Origin of the sequence: Streptomyces stoeckheimensis (genome assembly GCF_045822005.1) — a bacterium.
In the GTDB taxonomy this organism is placed as follows: domain Bacteria; phylum Actinomycetota; class Actinomycetes; order Streptomycetales; family Streptomycetaceae; genus Streptomyces; species Streptomyces stoeckheimensis.
The window spans coordinates 4,454,160-4,473,807 of record NZ_CP169550.1 but is presented as its reverse complement, the minus strand read 5'-3'; the positions used below and the strand labels follow the sequence as shown (position 1 = coordinate 4,473,807).

Here is a 19,648-nt window from a genome sequence, read left to right as displayed (position 1 = left end):
AGAGGTCTGTTCCCGCCTCGTCCCGCCCGACCGACCGATCGTTCGGTTCATGCACTTCAATGGTGGGACGAGGGCCCGTAGGGTGTCAACCTCTGTGGTCAACCCTGTGGACACCGGATGATCGGGGCGGGATGGATTCGAACGAGCGCGAGCCCCTCGAGGAGGCGGCTCCACCCCCGCCCAGAGCCCCCGGAATCGCCGGCCTGTCCACGCCGTACCGGGTCGTCACGGCCCTCGCCCTCGGCGCGGTGGCGGTGGCCGCCTGCGGTCACCTGGCCCTCGTCTTCCTGCACGTGGCCCCGTCCAACACGGTCAGCAAGCGGCACGCCCGCACGATCGACGGCTGGATCTACCCCGAGTTCGAACAGAACTGGAAGCTCTTCGCCCCGAACCCGCTCCAGCAGAACATCGCGGTGGAGGTGCGCGCGGAAGTGCGGACGGACGACGGACAGCTGGTGACGGGCGACTGGCGCGGGCTGTCCGCCGAGGACGGCGCGGCCATCCGCCACAGCCTGCTGCCCAGCCACACCGAGCAGAACGAGCTCCGCCGCGCCTGGGACTTCTTCACCTCCTCCCACGACGACGACAACAAGCCCACCGGCGATCGCGGCGCCCTCGCCGAGGAGTACCTGCGCCGGATCGCCCTGGACCGGCTGGACCGGCAGGGAGGGGCCCGGATCGTACGGATCCAGCTGCGCGGGGCGACGACGGAGGTCGCCGCACCCAAGTGGTCCGACGAGAAGGCCGACACCCAGACGTACTACCGGGAGCTGCCGTGGTGGACGCCCTGAGGGGGCCCGGGGTGGAGGGGCCCGGTGTGGCGGGGCTCAAGGCCTCCGCCGGACGGGCGCTGGCCCGGGTCAGCGGACAGGCGCTGGGGCCGTACCAGAGCGCCGTGGTCCGCATCGGCTTCGCCGGCACCTGGCTGTTCTTCCTGCTGCGGGAGTTCCCCCACCGCCACGAAATGTACGGGCCGGACGGGCCGTGGAGCTGGGAGCTGGCGCGGCAGCTGATCGACTCGAACCGCGCCTTCACGGTGCTGATGTGGTCGGACTCGGCGCTCTGGTTCGAGATCGTCTACGCCGCGGCCGTGCTCTCGTCCGCCCTGCTGATGCTGGGCTGGCGCACCCGTGCGACCTCCGTGGTGTTCGCGGTCGGTGTGCTGTCCCTGCAGAACCGCAGCGTCTTCATGGGCGACGGCGGGGACAACGTCATCCACCTGATGGCGATCTACCTCGTCCTGACCCGGTGCGCGCAGGTGTGGTCGCTGGACGCCCGCCGCGCCCGCCGGCTCGGCGCGGCCTCGGCCGGGCGGGCGGGGCCGGTGCTGTGGGGCGTGCTCGGCGCGGTCTTCGCGTACGGGGCCGCGACCGGGCGGTTCAGTACCGGCTGGCTGGTGGTCTTCGCGGCCCTATGGGTGCTCGCCGCGCTGTGGTGGATGGTCGACCGCTACGAGCCGGAGGGGGAGGGGCGGGCCGTCCTCGACGTCCTGGCCAACCTGCTGCACAACGCCGGAATGCTGGTGATCATGGCGGAGGTCTGCCTGATCTACGCGACGGCCGGGTGGTACAAGATCCAGGGTTCGCGGTGGCAGGACGGCACGGCGCTGTACTACCCGCTGAACCTGGATTACTTCACCCCGTGGCCCGGGGTCTCGGCCTTCCTCGGGAGCAGCGGCACGCTGGTCATGCTGCTGTCCTACGGGACGGTCGCGGTCCAGGTGGCCTTCCCGTTCACCCTGTTCAACCGGCGCATCAAGAACGTGCTGCTGGCGCTGATGATGCTGGAGCACGCCGGGATCGCCGTGTTGCTGGGGTTGCCGTTCTTCTCGATGGCGATGATCGCCGCCGATGCGGTGTTCTTGCCGACCGGCTTTCTCGTCTGGCTCGGTGCGCGGGTCGCCGCGCGGCGGTCCGTGCCGGACCGGGAGCCCTACGCGGATCCGGAGCCCGCGCTCCCCAGCCCCGTCCCGCGCTGAGGCCCGGCGGCCCTGCGGGGGCCGTCCCCTACCCGCCCTTCCACCGTTCCCCGGGCTTCGCCCGGACCCGTACGTGCGCTGCGCGCCCGTGCCCTCGAACGCCGGGCGGGCTGACGGCTGAGGGGCCCGTACGCTCGGCGTATGAGTGAGTACGGGAGTCCCGAGGAGATCGCACGGCAGTGGCAGGAGGCTGCCGAAAGGCAGGACCTGGTCCTCCTCGACGGGTTTCATGCGCTGAAGCACGCCCTGCGGTTCGGGGCGGACGTCAGGCTGGTCGTCGCCGACGAACCGGAAGCCGTACGGGGCCTCGCGCACGAGCTGGCCGAGGACGTGGAGGCGGACGTGGCCCGGCTGGTGCGGCGGGCCCCGCTCAAGGCGCTGCTGGCGCGGGTGCACCCCACCGGGGTGGCGGCGCTCGCGGTCCGGCCCGGCCGGTCCGAGGGGCGGGCCCGGCTCGACGCACGGCCCAGGACGGCCCCGATCGTGCTCCTCGACAACCCCCGCAACCTGGGCAACGTCGGCGCCGTCGTCCGGCTCGCCGCCGGCTTCGGCGCCACCGGCGTGGTCACCCGGGGGGACCTGGACCCCTGGCACCCCAATGTGGTCCGGGCGGGCGCGGGGCTGCACTACGCCACGACCGTGGACCGGGTGGAGCTCGGCACGCTGCCGCCCGGCCCGCTGTACGCCCTCGACCCGGAGGGCGAGGACATCCGCGCCCTCACCCTCCCTGACGAGGCCCTGCTCGCCTTCGGCTCAGAACGCCACGGCATCTCGCCCGAGCTGCGCGCCCGTGCCGATCACCTGGTGTCCCTGCCGATGCGGCCGCAGGTCTCCAGCTACAACCTGGCCACCAGCGTGGCCATGGCCCTCTTCCACTGGGGCGGGCCGAAGGAGGCCTTCTAGCCCTGGCGGCGGACCTCCACCACGCGGAAGCGGTTCGACACGAAGGCGCCGTCGCACAGCGCGGCGTTCGCCGCCGGGTTGCCGCCGGAGCCGTGGAAGTCGGAGAAGGCCGCGGTCTGGTTCACATAGACCCCGCCCGTCAGGTTCAGCGAGAGCTGCGCCGACTCCTCCAGGCAGACCTCCTCGATGGCCCGCTCGGTGTCCGCGGACGTGGTGTACGCCCCGACCGTCATGGCGCCCTTCTCGCGGACGGTGCGCCGCAGCAGTTCCAGGGCGCCCGCCGTGGAGTCGACCGCCACCGCGAAGGAGACCGGGCCGAAGCACTCCGAGAGGTAGGGGGCGGAGTCGTCCGGCTTGGCCGAGTCCAGCTTCACCATCACCGGAGTGCGCACGACCGCGCCCGGGAAGTCGGGGTGCGTCACCTCGCGCGAGGCGAGCGCGACCTCGCCGAGCCCGGCCGCGGCCTCCAGGCGGGCCTTCACGTCCGGGTTGACCAGCGCGCCCAGCAGGGCGTTGGCCCGCGCGTCGTCGCCGAGCAGGCCGCCGACCGCGCCCGCGAGGTCCGAGACGACCTCGTCGTAGGACTTGTGCCCGGCGTCCGTCTCGATGCCGTCGCGCGGGATCAGCAGGTTCTGCGGGGTGGTGCACATCTGGCCGCTGTAGAGGGAGAGGGAGAACGCCAGGTTGGACAGCATCCCCTTGTAGTTGTCGGTGGAGTCCAGGACGACGGTGTTGACGCCGGCCTTCTCCGTGTAGACCTGCGCCTGGCGGGCGTTGACCTCCAGCCAGTCACCGAACTCGGTGGACCCGGTGTAGTCGATGACCTTGATCTCGGGCCGGACGGCGAGCTCCTTGGCGATGCCCTCGCCCGGGCGCTCCACGGCCAGCGCGACCAGGTTCGGGTCGAAGCCGGCGTCGCCGAGGACCTCGCGGGCCACCTGGACGGTCAGCGCCAGCGGGAGGACGGCGCGCGGGTGCGGCTTGACCAGCACCGGGTTGCCCGTGGCGAGGGAGGCGAAGATGCCCGGGTACCCGTTCCAGGTGGGGAACGTGTTGCAGCCGATCATCAGGGAGATGCCCCGCGGGACGGCCGTGAAGGTCTTGCCGAGTTCGAGGGGGTCCTTCTTGCCCTGCGGCTTCGACCAGTCGGCCTGCCCCGGGACGCGGGTCTGCTCCTCGTAGGCGTAGGCCACCGCCTCCAGGCCGCGGTCCTGTGCGTGCGGGCCGCCCGCCTGGAACGCCATCATGAAGGCCTGGCCGCTGGTGTGCATGACGGCGTGCGCGAACTCGTGCGTCCGCGCCGAGATCCGGGCCAGGATCTCGATGCAGACCAGGGCGCGCACCTCGGGCCCGGCGTCCCGCCAGGCGCCCATGCCGGCCCGCATCGCGGGCAGCAGCACCTCCGGGTCCACGTGCGGGTACTCGACGCCGAGCTCCACTCCGTACGGGGAGGTCTCCGCGCCCGTCCAGCCGTCGGTCCCGGGCTGCCCGAGGTCGAGCCGGGTGCCGCGCAGCGCCTCGAAGGCCGCGAGGCCGTCGGCCGGCGCGGTCTCGCCGTACGCCTTGGGGTGCTCGGGGTGCGGGGACCAGTAGGCGCGGCTGCGGATGGTGGCCAGCGCCTGGTCCAGGGTGGGCCGGTGCTTGGCGGACAGCTGGGGGACGGTGAGCTCGGCGGCCATCAGGGACCAACTCCTCTTTGAGCCGGGCGGGATCAGGCGATCGGGGCAGGCAAGAAGGGATGAACAAGAGCAGACTGGAGTTAGAGTAACCGAACGATCGGTCGGGACAAGAGGGCCCGGCAGGCCTGTGGACAAGTCGGTGCGGGAGGATCTGGGCATGACAGCAATCGAGCGGTCCCGCACAGTGGCGGTCGTCGGCGCCGGCACCATGGGGCAGGGCATCGCCCAAGTCGCCCTTCTCGCAGGTCACCGCGTGCTGATCTACGACATCAACGCCCTGCTCGCCGCCGACGCGGTCGGATTCGTCCAGGACCGGGTCGAGCGGATGGCCGCCAAGGGCCGGCTGGACCGCGCCGAGGCCGAGGACGCGATCGACCGGATCGCATCGGCCGCCGAGCTGGCGGAGCTGGCCGGCGCGGCCCTCGTGGTGGAGGCGGTCGTCGAGGACGTCACCGTCAAGCGGGCGCTCTTCGCAGCGCTCGAAGAGGTGGTTTCACCGGAGGCGCTGCTCGCCACCAACACCTCCTCCCTCTCCGTCACCGAGCTCGCCGCCGGGCTCGCGCACCCCGGCCGCTTCCTGGGCCTGCACTTCTTCAACCCGGCCCCGCTGCTCCCGCTGGTCGAGGTGGTCTCCGGGTCCGCGACGGACCCGGCCGCCGCCGACCGCGCGTACGCCACCGTCCTGGGCTGGGGGAAGACGCCGGTGCGCTGCGCCGACACCCCGGGCTTCATCGTCAACCGGATCGCCCGGCCCTTCTACGCCGAGGCCTTCGCGGTGTACGAGGAGCAGGGCGCCGACCCGGCGACCATCGACGCCGTGCTCCGCGAGAGCGGCGGGTTCAAGATGGGCCCCTTCGCGCTGACCGACCTGATCGGCCAGGACGTCAACGAGGCCGTCACCCGCTCGGTGTGGGAGTCCTTCTTCCGCAGCCCCAAGTTCACCCCCTCCCTCGCGCAGCGGCGGCTGGTCCAGTCGGGCCGCCTCGGGCGCAAGTCGGGCCACGGCTGGTACCCGTACGGCCCGGACGCGAAGGCCCCGGCGCCGCACACCGCGGGCCCCGAGGACGCGCCGGCGAAGGTGACCGTCGTCGGTGACCTCGGACCGGCGGCCGGTCTCCTCGACCTCCTGGAGGAGGCGGGGATCGAGGTCGTGGACGTCGAGCACGGGGGCCCGTACATCCAGCTGCCCGGCGAGGGCCAGCTCGTGCTCGCCGACGGCAAGACGGCGATCGAGTTCGCCGACGTCGTCTACTTCGACCTCGCCTTCGACTACCGCGACGCCACCCGGATCGCGCTCTCCGTCAGCGAGGACACGAGCGAGCGGACGCTCGCGGAGGCCGTCGGGCTGTTCCAGAAGCTCGGCAAGAAGGTCTCCGTCATCGGCGACGTCCCGGGCATGATCGTCGCCCGGACGGTCGCGATGCTGATCGACCTCACCGCAGACGCCGTCGCGCGCGGGGTGGCGGGCGCCGAGGACATCGACACGGCGATGCGGCTCGGGGTCAACTACCCGGCGGGCCCCGCCGAATGGCACGACCGGCTCGGCCGCGACTGGGCGTACGACCTGCTGCACCACCTCGACGAGCGCTGTCCCGGCGGCCGGTACGCGCCCTCGCTGGCGCTGTACAAGCTCGGCTACGCGGCGGGCGACGAAGACGAGGCCGCGGACGAGGCCGAGGCGGCGGACGCGGACGACGAGGCGGGGGAGACGGAATGACCACGGCCAAGCGGGACACCTACACGCCCGAGACGCTCCTGTCCGTCGCCGTCCAGATCTTCAACGAGCGCGGCTACGACGGCACGTCGATGGAGCACCTCTCCAAGGCGGCCGGCATCTCGAAGTCCTCGATCTACCACCACGTCGCCGGCAAGGAGGAGCTGCTCCACCGCGCCGTCAGCCGGGCCCTGGACGAGCTCTTCGCGGTCCTGGCGGAGCCGGGGGCGATACGCGGCCGCGCGGTCGAACGCGTCGAGTACGTCACGCGCCGCACGGTCGAGGTCCTCGTCGCGGAGCTCCCCTACGTCACCCTGCTGCTGCGGGTCCGGGGCAACACCCGCACCGAGCGCTGGGCCCTGGAGCGCCGCCGCGAGTTCGACCACCAGGTCGCGGAGCTGCTGAAGGCCGCCGCCGCCGAGGGCGACCTGCGGGCGGACGTGGACATCCGCCTCGCCACCCGCCTCCTCTTCGGCATGGTCAACTCCCTGGTCGAGTGGTACCGCCCGCACCCGGGCACCACCCCCGACCAGCTCGCGGACGCGGTGGTCAGCATGGCCCTGGACGGCCTGCGCACGCAGCGCTGAACCGCTACGGGGTGGCTCGGGGGCGGTAGAGCGCGCGGGCGCGGGCCAGGGCGCCGGGCCCGGCCAAGGGCAGCGGCAGGAAGTGGTCGAGCTGCCACGCCTGGGCCGCGGCGGCCTGCCGGTTGGGGGCGATCACCCAGGGCGGGTAGACGCGGAAGGCCCTCTTCCCGCCGGATCCGTGTGCCGATACGACACCGTTGCGGTGCAGCGCGTCCATGGGAAAGACGAACTGGCCGGTGCGGTCGCCGTCGCGGGCGGCGACGACGAAGAGGTCGACCGGGTCGGCCGTGTCGAAGGGCCGGATGGGCCCGCCCGGGGACCGCTGCCACAGCGTGACGAACTGGCCGGCCTTGGTGGGGGTCGTTCTGGCGGCGCGGAACCGGACGGCGAGCCCGTCGAGGGTGAAGGCGTGGGCGGCGTAGTCGGCGCTCTCGGCCTCGGGGACCGGCGCCGAGCAGGTGAACCCGCAGGGGTCGTAGACGAGCTCCTTCGCCGCGAGCAGATCCGGGTGCGGGCCGGGGGTCCGGGCCATGCGGCTAGTCCTCGGTGATCGTCGGGCCGGCGGCCGGGTCGCGGGCCAGGAGGTCCGTTTCCTCGAAGACCAGCAGGGTGCGCGTGGAGAGGACCTCCGGTATGGACTGGAGGCGGGTCAGGACCAGTTCGCGCAGGGTGCGGTTGTCCGGGGTGTGGACCAGGAGCAGGACGTCGAAATCGCCGCTGACCAGGGCGATGTGGGCCGCGCCGGGGAGCTCGCGGAGCTGTTCGCGGACCGTGCGCCAGGAGTTCTGGACGATCTTCAGGGTGATATAGGCGGAGGCGCCCTGACCTGCGCGTTCGTGGTTGACGCGGGCGGTGAACCCGCGGATCACCCCGTCGTCGATGAGCCGGTTGATCCGGGCGTAGGCATTGGCCCGGGACACGTGGACCTGCTCGGCGACGGAGCGTATCGAGGCGCGGCCGTCCGCCTGGAGCAGGCGCACGATCGACCGGTCGATCGGGTCCAGCGGGCGCGGCGGTGCCGTCGGCCCCGGAGCTACCGGCGGTACGGGTGCGCCCCCGAGTGCGCCCCCCGGCCCCGAAGGCGTCGCCGAGCCCGGTGCGGAACCCGCCCCGACCATTTGTTCATCCGTCATCGCCCGATGCCTGCCTCTCCTGGACGTCCTGCACCCATACCAGGGCGTCGACGCCACTTTGTCCACAGCCTGGCGCCGCCTGTAGCCAAATTGCCCGGACAACCGAACAATCGGTAGGTGAGGCGCCTCACACCCGGGGCCCTCCCTGCCCGCTTCCCACGAGGAGGTGTACGCCGCCATGACGGTCCAAGAGCTGCCCGGTGCCGGTGCGTCCCACCGCTCCACCCCGCCGCCCGCCTGGAGGCCCCGTACGGATGCCGCCCCGCTGCTCCCGGACCCCGAGCCGTACCGGGTGCTGGGCACCCCGGCCGCCGACCGGCTCGACCCCGAGCTGATGCGCCGGTGCTACGCGGAGCTGGTGCGCGGCCGCCGCTACAACGCCCAGGCCACCGCCCTCACCCGGCAGGGCCGTCTGGCCGTATATCCCTCCACCGTCGGCCAGGAAGCGTGCGAGATCGCCGCAGCCATGGTCCTGGAGGAGCAGGACTGGCTCTTCCCGAGCTACCGCGACACCCTCGCGGCCGTGGCGCGCGGACTGGATCCCGTAGAGGCGCTGACGCTGCTGCGCGGCGACTGGCACACCGGGTACGACCCGCGCGAGCGCCGGATAGCCCCCCTTTCGACGCCCCTCGCCACCCAGCTGCCGCACGCGGTCGGCCTGGCGCACGCCGCCCGGCTGCGCGGTGACGACGTGGTCGCCCTCGCCATGGTCGGCGACGGCGGCACCAGTGAGGGCGACTTCCACGAGGCCATGAACTTCGCCGCCGTCTGGCAGGCGCCGGTCGTCTTCCTCGTGCAGAACAACGGCTTCGCGATCTCCGTCCCGCTCGCCAAGCAGACGGCCGCCCCGACCCTGGCCCACAAGGCCGTGGGGTACGGGATGCCCGGCCGCCTCGTCGACGGCAACGACATCGCCGCCATGCACGAGGTGCTGTCCGAAGCGGTCCGGCGCGCCCGGTCCGGCGGCGGACCGACCATGATCGAAGCGGTCACGTACCGCATCGAGGCCCACACCAACGCCGACGACGCCACCCGCTACCGGGGCGACGCCGAGGTCGAGGCGTGGAAGGCGCACGACCCGATCGAGCTCCTGGAGCGCGAGCTGACCGCGCGCGGTCTGCTGGACGAGGCGGGCATCCAGGACGCCAAGGACGCGGCCGAGGCGATGGCGGCGGCACTGAGGGACGGGATGAACGCGGAGCCCGTGCTCGACCCGATGGACCTCTTCGCCCACGTCTACGCGGAGCAGACCGGCCGGCTGCGCGAACAGGCGGCCATGCTCCGTGCCGAGCTGGACGCGGCCGAGCACGAAGAGGGGGACGGATCATGACCACGGTGGCGGTGAAGCCGGCGATCACCAAGCCGGCGACCATGGCCCAGGCCCTGAACCGGGCGATGCGCGACGCGATGGCCGAGGACCCGGCCGTCCACGTCATGGGCGAGGACGTCGGGGCGCTCGGCGGGGTCTTCCGCATCACGGACGGCCTCGCGAAGGAGTTCGGCGAGGACCGCTGTACCGACACCCCGCTCGCCGAGGCCGGCATACTCGGCGCGGCCGTCGGCATGGCCATGTACGGGCTGCGGCCGGTCGTGGAGATGCAGTTCGACGCCTTCGCGTACCCGGCCTTCGAGCAGCTGATCTCGCACGTGGCCAAGATGCGCAACCGCACGCGGGGCGCGATGCCGCTGCCGATCACCATCCGGGTGCCGTACGGCGGCGGGATCGGCGGGGTGGAGCACCACTGCGACTCCTCCGAGGCCTACTACGTGGCCACACCCGGGCTCACCGTCGTGACCCCGGCGACCGTCGAGGACGCGTACGGACTGCTGCGCGCCTCGATCGCCAGCGACGACCCGGTGATCTTCCTGGAGCCGAAGCGGCTGTACTGGTCCAAGGCCGACTGGTCGCCCGAGGCGCCCGCGGCGGTTCCCGGGATCGGCAAGGCGCTCGTCCGGCGGACCGGCACGAGCGCGACCCTGATCACCTACGGGCCCTCGCTGCCGGTGTGCCTGGAGGCGGCCGAGGCGGCCCGCGAGGAGGGCTGGGACCTGGAGGTCGTGGACCTCCGCTCGCTGGTCCCCTTCGACGAGGAGACCGTCGTGGCCTCCGTACGCCGGACCGGGCGCGCGGTGGTGGTCCACGAGTCCGGCGGCTTCGGCGGACCGGGCGCGGAGATCGCCGCCCGGATCACGGAGCGGTGCTTCCACCACCTGGAGGCCCCCGTGCTGCGCGTCACCGGCTTCGACATCCCGTATCCGCCGCCGATGCTGGAGAAGCACCACCTGCCCGGCGTGGACCGGATCCTGGACACCGTGGCCCGTCTGCAGTGGGAGAACTGATGCCGCAGGTCATGGAGTTCAAGCTGCCGGACCTGGGGGAGGGGCTGACCGAGGCGGAGATCGTCCGCTGGCTGGTGGCCGTCGGCGACGTCGTCGCCATCGACCAGCCCGTCGTCGAGGTCGAGACGGCCAAGGCGATGGTCGAGGTGCCCTGCCCGTACGGGGGCGTGGTCACCGCCCGCTTCGGCGAGGAGGGGACGGAACTGCCCGTCGGAGCCCCGCTGATCACCGTGGCCGTGGGCGTTGAGTGCGCCCCGGCCGGTGCCGTCGCCCCCGAGGGGGCCCAGGACTCCGCGAACGCGCCCCGGCCCTTGATCGGTTACGGCTCGGACGATTCACGTCCGGCGCGTCGGAGGCGGGTGCGACCCGGCTCCGCCGCGCCGGGGGCTCCCGCGGCTCCGGCTCCGGCCGCGGTCGCGGTGGTCACGGCATCTGCCGTCACGGCACCGGCGGCCACCGCACCGGCCGTCGTCGCCGGGCCGGTACCCGTCATCTCGCCGCTGGTGCGCAAGCTGGCCCGGGACCACGGGGTGGATCTGCGCGCCCTGCGCGGATCGGGGCCCGAGGGCCTGATCCTGCGCGCGGACGTCGAGGAGGCGCTGCGCGCACCGGCGCAGGCTCCGGTGGCCGTGGCCCCTGCCGCCGTCCCAGTCCCCGCCGCGCCGGTGGGCGCCACGCGGATCCCCCTCAAGGGGGTGCGCGGGGCGGTCGCGGACAAGCTGTCGCGCAGCCGGCGCGAGATCCCGGACGCCACCTGCTGGGTCGACGCGGACGCCACCGAGCTGATGGCGGCCCGCGCGGCGATGAACGCCGCGGGCGGCCCCAAGATCTCCGTGCTCGCGCTGCTCGCCCGGATCTGCACGGCGGCGCTGGCCCGCCACCCGGAGCTCAACTCCACGGTGGACCTCGCGGCGAACGAGATCGTCCGGCTGCCCGCCGTGCACCTGGGCTTCGCCGCGCAGACGGAGCGGGGCCTGATGGTTCCGGTGGTCCGGGACGCGCAGGCGCGCAGTGCGGAGTCGCTGTCGGCGGAGTTCGCACGGCTCACCGAGCTGGCCCGGGCGGGGAAGCTGGCGCCGGCCGATCTCACCGGAGGCACCTTCACCCTGAACAACTACGGGGTGTTCGGGGTGGACGGCTCCACGCCGATCATCAACCACCCCGAGGCGGCGATGCTCGGTGTGGGGCGGATCATTCCGAAGCCGTGGGTGCATCAGGGGGAGTTGGCGGTCCGGCAGGTCGTGCAGTTGTCCCTGACGTTCGATCACCGGGTGTGTGACGGCGGGACCGCGGGCGGCTTCCTGCGGTACGTCGCCGACTGCGTCGAGTCGCCCTCGGTACTGCTGCGCAGCCTGTAGCTCTGTGGGGGTGGGGCGGGTGCGGGTGGCTGGGCCCTGCGGGGCCGGGTCCCCTACCCGCCCTTCGCCCGTTCCCCGGGGCTCCGCCCCGGACCCCGCGCCTCAAACGCCGGCGAGGCTGAGGAGCGGGGGTCCGGGGGCTGGCCCCCGGGGAACGGGCGAAGGGCGGGTAGGGGACCCAGCCCCGCGCAGCGGCGACACCGGTGCCCCCGGTTGGGTCAGGTGGTCAGGAGGAGTTTGCCTACGTGGGCGCTCGTCTCCAGGACGCGGTGGGCCTCCGGCGCCTCGCTCATCGGGTACGTCGCGTGCACCACCGGGTGGACGCGGCCCGCCGTGATCAGGGGCCACACGTGCTCCCGTACGGCCGCGACGATCGCGGCCTTCTCCTCCAGGGGCCGCGCCCGGAGCGTGGTCGCGGTGATCGCCGCACGCTTCGCCAGCAGGGCGGCCAGGTTGAGCTCCGCCTTGACCCCGCCCTGGAGTCCGATGATCGCGAGGCGGCCGTTCACGGCCAGTGCGTCCACGTTCCGGGTCAGGTACTTCGCGCCCATGATGTCCAGGATCACGTCCGCCCCGGCGCCGTCCGTGGCCGCACGGATCTCCTCCACGAAGTCCTGTTCGCGGTAGTCGATCAGGATGTCGGCGCCGAGCTCGGCGCAGCGGGCCAGCTTCTCCTTGCCGCCCGCCGTGACCGCGACCCGCGCACCCACGGCCTTCGCCAGCTGGATCGCCATCGTCCCGATGCCGCTCGATCCGCCGTGCACCAGCAGGGTTTCGCCCGGGCGCAGCCCGGCCACCATGAACACGTTCGACCAGACCGTGGAGACGACCTCCGGCAGGGCCGCCGCCGTGACCAGGTCCACGCCGGCCGGTACCGGAAGCAGTTGGCCCGCCGGGACGGCCACCCGCTGCGCGTACCCGCCGCCGGAGAGCAGCGCGCACACCTCGTCGCCGACGGACCAGCCGGACACCCCGGCCCCGATCGCGGTGATCCGCCCGGAGCACTCCAGGCCGGGATGGGGCGAGGCGCCGGGCGGAGGGTTGTAGAAGCCCTGCCGCTGCAGGACGTCGGCGCGGTTCACGGCACTTGCCGCCACCTCGACGAGGACCTCTCCGTCGCCGGCCACCGGGTCGGGTGCGTCGGCCCACACCAGGGCCTCGGGGCCGCCGGGCTGTTCGATGGTGATCGCATGCATGGCCGGAGGCTACCGCGCGGACTGCCCCGACCGAGACCGTGTACGTCACCGTGGCCCCGACCGCGCCGAACGCCGTTCCGATGCACTGGACTTCTACCGCGACTCCAGCACGGTGTGGGCGGACAACGGCGGGCGGATCGTCGCCCTCGAACCCCAGGAGCCCGGAGGAACCCTGGACACGGAGACGCCGGCTTCGTGGTCCTCAAGGTCACGTTGCTGGGGGCGCGTTAGGGGCGTCCCAGTTGTTCTGTCCCGGGAGGTCGTGGACGGGTGAGCCAGGTCGGGATCTTGGCGATGGCGGTCGGCCCTGCCCTCGACATCTCGGTATCCAAGATCCCCGACCTCGTCACCCGCGATCAGCTCTGCGTCTCCTCGCGGCGTCCGATAGCGGCCGCATCGGGTACGACGAGCAGCTTGCCGGTGGTACGCCGAGCCTCCAGATCGCTGTGGGCCCGGGCGGCCTCGGACAATGCGTAGCGGCCCGTCACGGTGACCTCAAGCGCCTTGGAGCGCACCCACTCGAACACATCGGCGGCCCGTCGGAGCAGTTCGGACCGATCGGCGATGAAGTCCCCGAGGCTGGGCCGGATCAGGGTCAGCGAACCGCCGTGGGCGAGCCGAATCGGATCGAACGGCGGCACGGCACCACTTGCCGCGCCGAAGAGCACGAGATGGCCGCGGGTTCGCAGGCTGGCGAGGCTCGCATCGAAGGTGTGCGCGCCGACGCCGTCGAAGACAACCGGCAGTCCCTGACCGCCGTTGAGCCGCCTCACCTCGGCTGCGAGATCGTCGACTGCGGAGGAAAGGATCACCTCGGCGGCCCCGGCACGCTTCGCCAGCTCGGCCTTCGCCGGGGTCGACGTCGTGCCGATCACCCTGCCGCCGAGATGGGTGATGAGCTGGGTCAAAAGCAGCCCCATGCCACCGGCGGCCGCATGCACGAGCACCGTGTCGCCCCCCTGAACCGGGTAGGCGTCCTTGACGAGATAGTGCGCGGTCATGCCTTGGAGGAGCACGGCGGCGGCTGTCTCGAAGCCGATGTCGTCGGGCAGCGGCACCAGCCGGGAGGAGTCCACGACGGCCCGCTCGGCATACGTGCCGGGAATCTCCACCCAACCGACCCGGTCCCCGACTGCGACGTCAGCGACGCCGGGTCCGACTTCGACGACCGTGCCGGCGCCCTCGGAGCCCGGGGTGAAGGGCAGCGGGAGGCTGTACCGGCCTTCGCGGTGGTAGACGTCGAGGAAGTTGACCCCGGATGCGGCGACCTCCACGACCGCCTCGCCCGGACCCGGCCGCGGCTGGTCCACCTCGGCCTCCTGCAGCACCTCGGGACCGCCCACTTCGTACACCTGAATCGCTCGCATGACTCTCCAATAACGGCATCCCCCACCAACCCCGTTGATGGCGATTGACGGCTCATCGCCACCAACCCCGTTGACGGCGATCCGATTCCCGGGACGCAGTCCAGCCCGCCTCGCCTAGAGCGAGATCCACGCGGACGAGAACCAACGAGGCGATATACCTAGTGACCTGGTTTGGAGATCCTGTCGCAGTAGCGGCAGATGCGGTCGAGGATCTGGTCGGCGGTCTTGGTCCACTTGAACGGCCTGGCCTGGTCGTTCCAGACCTCGATCCAGCCTTCGAGTGCGGCCTTGAGGTCATCGAGTGAGCAGAACACTCCGCGTTCGAGGCAGCGTCGTTCCAGCTCGGCGAACAGGTCGACGGTGCCATGCCGGACGTAGTCGAAGCTCCGCCGCTCGGGAACTCCGGGCAGCATCGGCAGGACCGGTGTGGTCCGCTCCAGGGCCTGGATCTGCGGTTTCTCGTCCACCGCGAACACGGCCGCGTTCGCCGGCGGGGCGAGGTAGAGGCCGACGACATCGCGGATCTTGTCGATCAGGAACGGGTCCGGGGAGATCTTGAAGGTCTCCGTCCGCCAGGGCTGCAGGCCGAAGGCATGCCAGATCCTCAGCACGCTCGCCGGGGAGATCCCCACGACCTTGGCGAGCTCCCGCTTCGACCAGTGTGTCCCGCCCGCCGGTGTCTGTTCGAGGGTGCGGACCACCACCTCTTCGACCTGGGCGTCGGTGATGGTCCGCGGCACCCCCGGCCGCGGCTCGTCCGACAGGCCGTTCAAGCGGTCCCGCAGGAACCGCGTCCGCCATCTGGCCACCGTCTTGCGCTCTGTGTTCAACCGCGCGGCGACCACGGTGTTATTCCACCCTCGTGCGCACGCGAGCACGATCTGCGCTCGCTGGGCCAGGCCCTGCGCAGTTGAACGGCGCCTGGCCCAGCTCTCCAACGTCAGTCGCTCAGCTTCCGACAGCACCATTGGCGGCAGCCTGTTATCGCCCATCCCGTCAGGACACCGGACCGAAACCCGCCCCGTCAGGCAGAACCCAAGATCTGAAACAGAACACGACTCATGGGGCGAGCCCAGACCTCAAAACCAGATCACTAGTCCGCCGAACCCAGGACCACCGGCGGCGTGGCCGACGGGGCCGCGCGGACGATGGTGATGACGCGGTCCGTCAGTTGCAAGGGGCTCGCGTGCGGATCGTCGTACGGGAGCAGGCGGTGGCCGCGCAGGACGCTGACGACCAGGTCGTCGGTGTCCCGGACCGATTTGCCGACCTCCGCGCGGTTCACCGGACGCTCGATCAGGTCGAGCCCGCTGCCCTGCTGGATGAGGTCCTCCATCACCGTGCCCGCGCTCGGGCTGAGCACCGAGAGGCCGAGCAGCCGGCCCGCCGCGCTCGCGCTCGTGATGACCGCGTCGGCGCCCGACTGCTTCAGCAGCGGTGCGTTCTCCTCTTCCCGGACGGCCGCCACGATCTTCGCGCCGCGGTTGAGCTGGCGGGCCGTCAGGGTGACCAGGACCGCGGTGTCGTCGCGCTGTGTCGCGATGACGATCTGACGGGCCTTCTGGATCTCGGCGCGCAGCAGGACGTCGGAGCGCGTGGCATCGCCGACGACCCCCGTGAACCCCTCCGCGTTGGCGATGTCGATCACCTTGGCACTGGGATCGACGATGACGACCTGCTCCTTGCTGAGGCCGGTGGCCAGCAGGGTCTGCAGGGCGGAGCGGCCCTTGGTGCCGAAGCCGACGACGACCGTGTGGTCACGCAAGTTCTTCCTCCAGCGGCTGAGCCGCCACTCTTCCCTGGTGCGTTCGGTGAGGACTTCCAGGGTGGTGCCGACCAGGATGATCAGGAACAGCACGCGCAGCGGGGTGATCAGCAGGACGTTGACCAGCCGCGCGCTGTCGCTGTACGGGACGATGTCGCCGTAGCCGGTGGTCGACAGCGTGACGGTCGCGTAGTAGACGCAGTCGAGGAAGTCGACCTTGTTGTTGGCGTTGTCGTGGTAGCCCGCGCGGTCGATCCACACGATCAGGACCGTCAGGGCCATGACGAACAGCGCCATCAGCAGGCGGCGCGTGACCTGACGGAGCGGTTTTTCGACGATGCGCTTGGGCAGTTTGATGCGGCGCGAGACGAGCTTCTCGTCGGCGCCGCGTGCCATCGCGTCGGAGCCGTGAAGTTTCACGTGAAACATCCCCCTGAGGCCCACGGGAGATCGAGGATCTCCAACTCCTGTCCGGACCGCGCCCCGTTCGGCGGTACGACGGCCAGCGCGTCGGCGGCGGCCACCCCGCGCAGCATCGCCGGCCCGTTGTAGCGCAGCGGTACGGCGTGGTCCTCGGTCAGCAGGACCGGTACGAGCCGGGTGTCGTGCGGGTGACCCGGTACGTCGCCTTCCACGGGCACCACGTACCGGGGGCGCGGGCGCCGTCCGGCGAGGGCCCGCAGCAGGGGTTCGGCGAGGGTGAGCAGCCCGGAGACGGCGGCCAGCGGGTTGCCGGGCAGCCCCACCAGGTGGCGGACCGGGTCCTGTCCGGCGGCCCCGCCGCCGATGCGGGCCAGCAGCATCGGATGCCCGGGGCGAACGGCCACGCCGTCGACGAGCAGTTCGGCGCCGGCCTTGGCGAGCACGGGGTGGACGTGGTCGACGGGGCCGGAGGCGGTGCCGCCGGTGGTGATGACCACGTCGGCGGCGGAGCCGGTGACGGCCGCCAGCAGTGCTTCGGCGCCCGCCGGGTCGTCGCCGAGCCGCCGGACGGAGATGACCTCGGCGCCGAGCCGGGTCAGCCAGGGGCCCAGCATGGGGCTCAGGGCGTCGCGGATGAGTCCGTCGTGCGGGGGCCCCTCGGTGAGCAGTTCGTCGCCGAGGACCAGGATCTCCACGCGCGGCCGGGGGCGGGTGGTGAGCTCGTCGTACCCGGCGGCCGCGGCGAGGCCGAGGACGGCCGGGGTCACCAGGGAGCCCGCCGGCAGCAACAGGTCGCCGGAGCGGCATTCCTGGCCGCGCGGGCGGATGTCCTGGCCGGTGGCGACGGGACGTTCGGCGTACAGCAGGGTGCCGGCCTCGCGGGAGTGCTCGCTGCGGATCACGGCGGTGGTGTCCGCGGGGATCCGGGCGCCGGTGGCGATCCGTACGGCCTCGCCGTCCGCGAGGGGCGCGGGGCGCTCGCTCCCGGCCAGTGCGCTCTCGCCGGGGCGGATGCTCCAGGGGCCGGGCCCGGCGACGGCCCAGCCGTCCATCGCGGAGGTGTCGAAGGACGGCAGGTCGCCCAGGGCGTCGAGCGGCGCGTCCAGCACCTCGCCGAGGGCGGCCGCCAGGGGGACCCGGTGGGTGCGGCCGCGGACGGCCGAACCGGCACGGGTGGAGGTCTCCCGGGCCCGGTGCCAGGGCGCGGCGCGGTGACCGCCGCCGGTTCCGCCGGTGCCACCAATGCCGCCTGCGGCGTCGGAACGGGGGGCGCGGCTGACCAGGGCGAGGGCCTGGTCGAGGTCGCGGTCGGCGTCGGTGCCGGGGTCGGCGGTCATCAGGAGTCGGTCGCTTCGGGGCCGGTGGCTCCCGGGGCTTCGGCGGCCTCGCCTTCCGCGGCCCAGCGCAGGGCCAGTTCGGAGGCCTTGCGGGAGGCCTCGGCCACGGCCTGCGCGGGGTCGGCCCCGGTGGCTTCGGCGTGGGCCGCCGCGTAGCCGACGAGGAAGGTCGTCAGCGGGGCGGCGGGCCGGGCGACGCCGTGCGCGGCGTCACGGGCGAGGTCGAGCAGGGTCTTGGTGTCGACGGCGACGTCGATGCCCAGCTCGTTCTTGACGGCGGTGATCCATTGCTCCAGCACGGTTCCATGCTCTCTGATTCGGGCGCGGGCGGCGGCGAGATCGTCCCAGGTGTCGCAGTCGAAGGAGGCGAGTGGCGCAGCCGCGGTGACCGGGGTGAGGTCGAGTTCGGCGGTGAGGGCGCGCAGGGGGAGGCCGTTCACGGAGCCGTGTTCGGTGGCCAGCAGGGCGATTTCCCTGCGCAGGGGCTCGGCGCGGTAGGCGGCGACCAGGGGCTGGTCGCGGCCGCCCGGGTCCCTGAGCAGGGCTCCGTCCCGGGCGTGGTGTTCGGGCGCGTCGAGGGTTCGGAGCAGGGAGCCGACGGTGTCCTGGTCCAGGAACGGCAGATCGGCGGAGAGTACGAGGACCAGCGGGGCGGTGGTGTGCCGCAGCCCGGCGTCCAGCGCGGCGAGGGGGCCGCCGCCGGGGGGGTCCTCCCGGGCCCACTGCACGGGCCGGGCGGTGGGCCTGCGGCCGGCCACGACGACGGTGGTGCGGGCGTCTGCGCAGGCGTCCAGGACGCGGTCGAGGAGGGGGCGGCCGCCGACCAGGAGGCCCGGTTTGTCGGCTCCGCCCAGTCGCCTTGCGGCGCCGCCCGCCAGGACGATGGCGTCGTAGGTCATTCCCCGAGTATGCGGGGGGTCGGGGCCGGATGGGTTGTGGCGTTTACCGGGTTCTTACCCGGTGGCCCGCGGGGGCGGCTGCGGGGGTGCCGCTGCGCGGGGCGAAGTCCCCTACCCGCCCTTCCACCGTTCCCAGGGCCGGCCCTGACCCGGTCCTCAAACGCCGGACGGGCTGAGGGGGTACCGGGCTGCGCCCGGACCCCCTGGGGCTCCGCCCCAGACCCCGGTCCTCAAACGCCGGACGGCTGAATTGGCCCGGGCCCCGGGCCTCTAGCGCCCGACGGCTGGATTGGCTGTGCCCGGGCTTCGAGCCCCGGACATGGCTCCGGGGCCGCTGGGAGGCGGCCCCGGAGGGGTGGGGCGGGGTGGGTTAGAGGTACGGGCCCGAGCGGACGGCGCCGTGGGGGCCGTCCTCGTCGTCCTCGTGGGAGGAGCCGGGCGGGAGGGCGCGGCGCATCTGTTCCAGCTGGGCCCGCGCCGCCATCTGCTGCGCGAACAGGGCCGTCTGGATGCCGTGGAACAGGCCTTCCAGCCAGCCCACCAACTGGGCCTGGGCGATCCGCAGTTCCGCCTCGGACGGGATCGCCTCCTCCGTGAAGGGAAGGGAGAGCCGCTCCAGTTCCTCCACCAGTTCGGGAGCCAGGCCGTCTTCCAGCTCCTTCACCGACGCTGCATGAATGTCCTTGAGACGGACCCGGCTGGCCTCGTCCAGAGGTGCGGCGCGTACCTCTTCCAGGAGTTGCTTGATCATGCTGCCGATCCGCATGACCTTGGCGGGCTGTTCGACCATCTCCGTCACCGGGACCTCGCGCGACTCGTCATCGGCGCCGCCGACCGGCATCCCGTCCTGCCCCACGATCAGGCCGTGCGGGGGGCTGTCCTGCGACCGTTCACTCCTCGGCATCTCCATGCCGTCATTCTCTCGCACACCTTCGTATTCACTCGGTGTGCCCCCGCACGGGCGTGATC

The 19,648-nt window shown here is 72.4% G+C and carries 18 protein-coding genes; 8 read left to right on the top strand and 10 right to left on the bottom strand.

Going from position 1 to position 19,648, the window contains the following annotated elements; translation table 11 throughout:
• Nucleotides 1-131 precede the first annotated feature (131 nt).
• The 3 genes from ACE1OC_RS20230 to ACE1OC_RS20220 all read left to right on the top strand — a co-directional run bounded on the left by ACE1OC_RS20230 (nt 132) and on the right by ACE1OC_RS20220 (nt 2,881).
• Entirely contained in the window at nt 132-791 is a 660-nt protein-coding gene (locus tag ACE1OC_RS20230) for a DUF5819 family protein (protein ID WP_407838193.1), read from the top strand.
• On the top strand, nt 776-1,978 hold the full coding sequence (locus ACE1OC_RS20225) for an HTTM domain-containing protein (RefSeq protein WP_407838192.1): 1,203 nt from the start codon (nt 776-778) through the stop codon (nt 1,976-1,978). The genes ACE1OC_RS20230 and ACE1OC_RS20225 overlap by 16 nt, the downstream gene beginning before the upstream one ends.
• A 141-nt stretch (nt 1,979-2,119) precedes the next feature.
• A complete protein-coding gene (locus ACE1OC_RS20220; RefSeq protein WP_407838191.1) occupies nt 2,120-2,881 on the top strand; it encodes a TrmH family RNA methyltransferase in 762 nt (253 codons plus the stop codon).
• Here ACE1OC_RS20220 and paaN read toward each other — a convergent pair.
• Entirely contained in the window at nt 2,878-4,560 is a 1,683-nt protein-coding gene (paaN, locus tag ACE1OC_RS20215) for a phenylacetic acid degradation protein PaaN (protein ID WP_407838190.1), read from the bottom strand. The genes ACE1OC_RS20220 and paaN overlap by 4 nt on opposite strands.
• Before the next feature lie 157 nt (nt 4,561-4,717).
• Here paaN and ACE1OC_RS20210 point away from each other — a divergent pair, with 157 nt between their 5' ends.
• Both ACE1OC_RS20210 and ACE1OC_RS20205 read left to right on the top strand, forming a co-directional pair.
• A complete protein-coding gene (locus ACE1OC_RS20210; RefSeq protein ID WP_407838189.1) occupies nt 4,718-6,277 on the top strand; it encodes a 3-hydroxyacyl-CoA dehydrogenase in 1,560 nt (519 codons plus the stop codon).
• Entirely contained in the window at nt 6,274-6,861 is a 588-nt protein-coding gene (locus ACE1OC_RS20205) for a TetR/AcrR family transcriptional regulator (RefSeq protein WP_351371510.1), read from the top strand. The genes ACE1OC_RS20210 and ACE1OC_RS20205 overlap by 4 nt, the downstream gene beginning before the upstream one ends.
• 4 nt (nt 6,862-6,865) lie before the next feature.
• On the opposite strand, the gene ACE1OC_RS20200 is transcribed toward ACE1OC_RS20205, so the two are convergent.
• Nucleotides 6,866-7,393 (bottom strand): MepB family protein, encoded by a 528-nt coding sequence (locus ACE1OC_RS20200; RefSeq protein ID WP_407838188.1) that lies wholly within the window; start codon nt 7,391-7,393, stop codon nt 6,866-6,868.
• Between the two features lie 4 nt (nt 7,394-7,397).
• A complete protein-coding gene (locus ACE1OC_RS20195; protein WP_407838187.1) occupies nt 7,398-7,994 on the bottom strand; it encodes an Lrp/AsnC family transcriptional regulator in 597 nt (198 codons plus the stop codon).
• Between the two features lie 178 nt (nt 7,995-8,172).
• Here ACE1OC_RS20195 and pdhA point away from each other — a divergent pair, with 178 nt between their 5' ends.
• Genes pdhA through ACE1OC_RS20180 form a run of 3 tightly spaced genes read left to right on the top strand, consistent with a single transcriptional unit; the run spans nt 8,173 to nt 11,692 of the window.
• The gene (pdhA, locus tag ACE1OC_RS20190) at nt 8,173-9,324 is read left to right on the top strand and encodes a pyruvate dehydrogenase (acetyl-transferring) E1 component subunit alpha (RefSeq protein WP_407838186.1); all 1,152 of its coding nucleotides are present in this window, start codon (nt 8,173-8,175) and stop codon (nt 9,322-9,324) included.
• Entirely contained in the window at nt 9,321-10,334 is a 1,014-nt protein-coding gene (locus tag ACE1OC_RS20185) for an alpha-ketoacid dehydrogenase subunit beta (protein ID WP_250738752.1), read from the top strand. Before pdhA ends, ACE1OC_RS20185 begins: the two co-directional genes overlap by 4 nt.
• Nucleotides 10,334-11,692, top strand: a complete 1,359-nt coding sequence (locus tag ACE1OC_RS20180) for a dihydrolipoamide acetyltransferase family protein (RefSeq protein ID WP_407838185.1) — start codon at nt 10,334-10,336, stop codon at nt 11,690-11,692. Before ACE1OC_RS20185 ends, ACE1OC_RS20180 begins: the two co-directional genes overlap by 1 nt.
• A gap of 218 nt (nt 11,693-11,910) precedes the next feature.
• Here ACE1OC_RS20180 and ACE1OC_RS20175 read toward each other — a convergent pair whose 3' ends face one another.
• The 7 genes from ACE1OC_RS20175 to ACE1OC_RS20145 form a co-directional block, all read right to left on the bottom strand.
• A complete protein-coding gene (locus ACE1OC_RS20175; protein WP_407838184.1) occupies nt 11,911-12,888 on the bottom strand; it encodes an NAD(P)H-quinone oxidoreductase in 978 nt (325 codons plus the stop codon).
• Between the two features lie 356 nt (nt 12,889-13,244).
• Nucleotides 13,245-14,255, bottom strand: coding sequence for a quinone oxidoreductase family protein (locus tag ACE1OC_RS20170; RefSeq protein ID WP_407838183.1), 1,011 nt, complete (start codon nt 14,253-14,255; stop codon nt 13,245-13,247).
• A 158-nt stretch (nt 14,256-14,413) separates the two neighbouring features.
• Nucleotides 14,414-15,247, bottom strand: coding sequence for an IS630 family transposase (locus tag ACE1OC_RS20165; protein WP_407838182.1), 834 nt, complete (start codon nt 15,245-15,247; stop codon nt 14,414-14,416).
• Between the two features lie 101 nt (nt 15,248-15,348).
• Nucleotides 15,349-16,449, bottom strand: a complete 1,101-nt coding sequence (locus tag ACE1OC_RS20160) for a potassium channel family protein (RefSeq protein ID WP_407838181.1) — start codon at nt 16,447-16,449, stop codon at nt 15,349-15,351.
• The gene (locus tag ACE1OC_RS20155) at nt 16,437-17,780 is read right to left on the bottom strand and encodes a molybdopterin molybdotransferase MoeA (protein ID WP_407838180.1); all 1,344 of its coding nucleotides are present in this window, start codon (nt 17,778-17,780) and stop codon (nt 16,437-16,439) included. Before ACE1OC_RS20155 ends, ACE1OC_RS20160 begins: the two co-directional genes overlap by 13 nt.
• Nucleotides 17,780-18,679 carry an NTP transferase domain-containing protein gene (locus ACE1OC_RS20150; RefSeq protein WP_407838179.1) on the bottom strand — a complete coding sequence of 300 codons (900 nt, stop codon included), beginning with the start codon at nt 18,677-18,679 and terminating at the stop codon, nt 17,780-17,782. The genes ACE1OC_RS20155 and ACE1OC_RS20150 overlap by 1 nt, the downstream gene beginning before the upstream one ends.
• Nucleotides 18,680-19,049: 370 nt before the next feature.
• Nucleotides 19,050-19,589 carry a bacterial proteasome activator family protein gene (locus ACE1OC_RS20145; protein WP_112446705.1) on the bottom strand — a complete coding sequence of 180 codons (540 nt, stop codon included), beginning with the start codon at nt 19,587-19,589 and terminating at the stop codon, nt 19,050-19,052.
• Nucleotides 19,590-19,648: the final 59 nt, after the last annotated feature.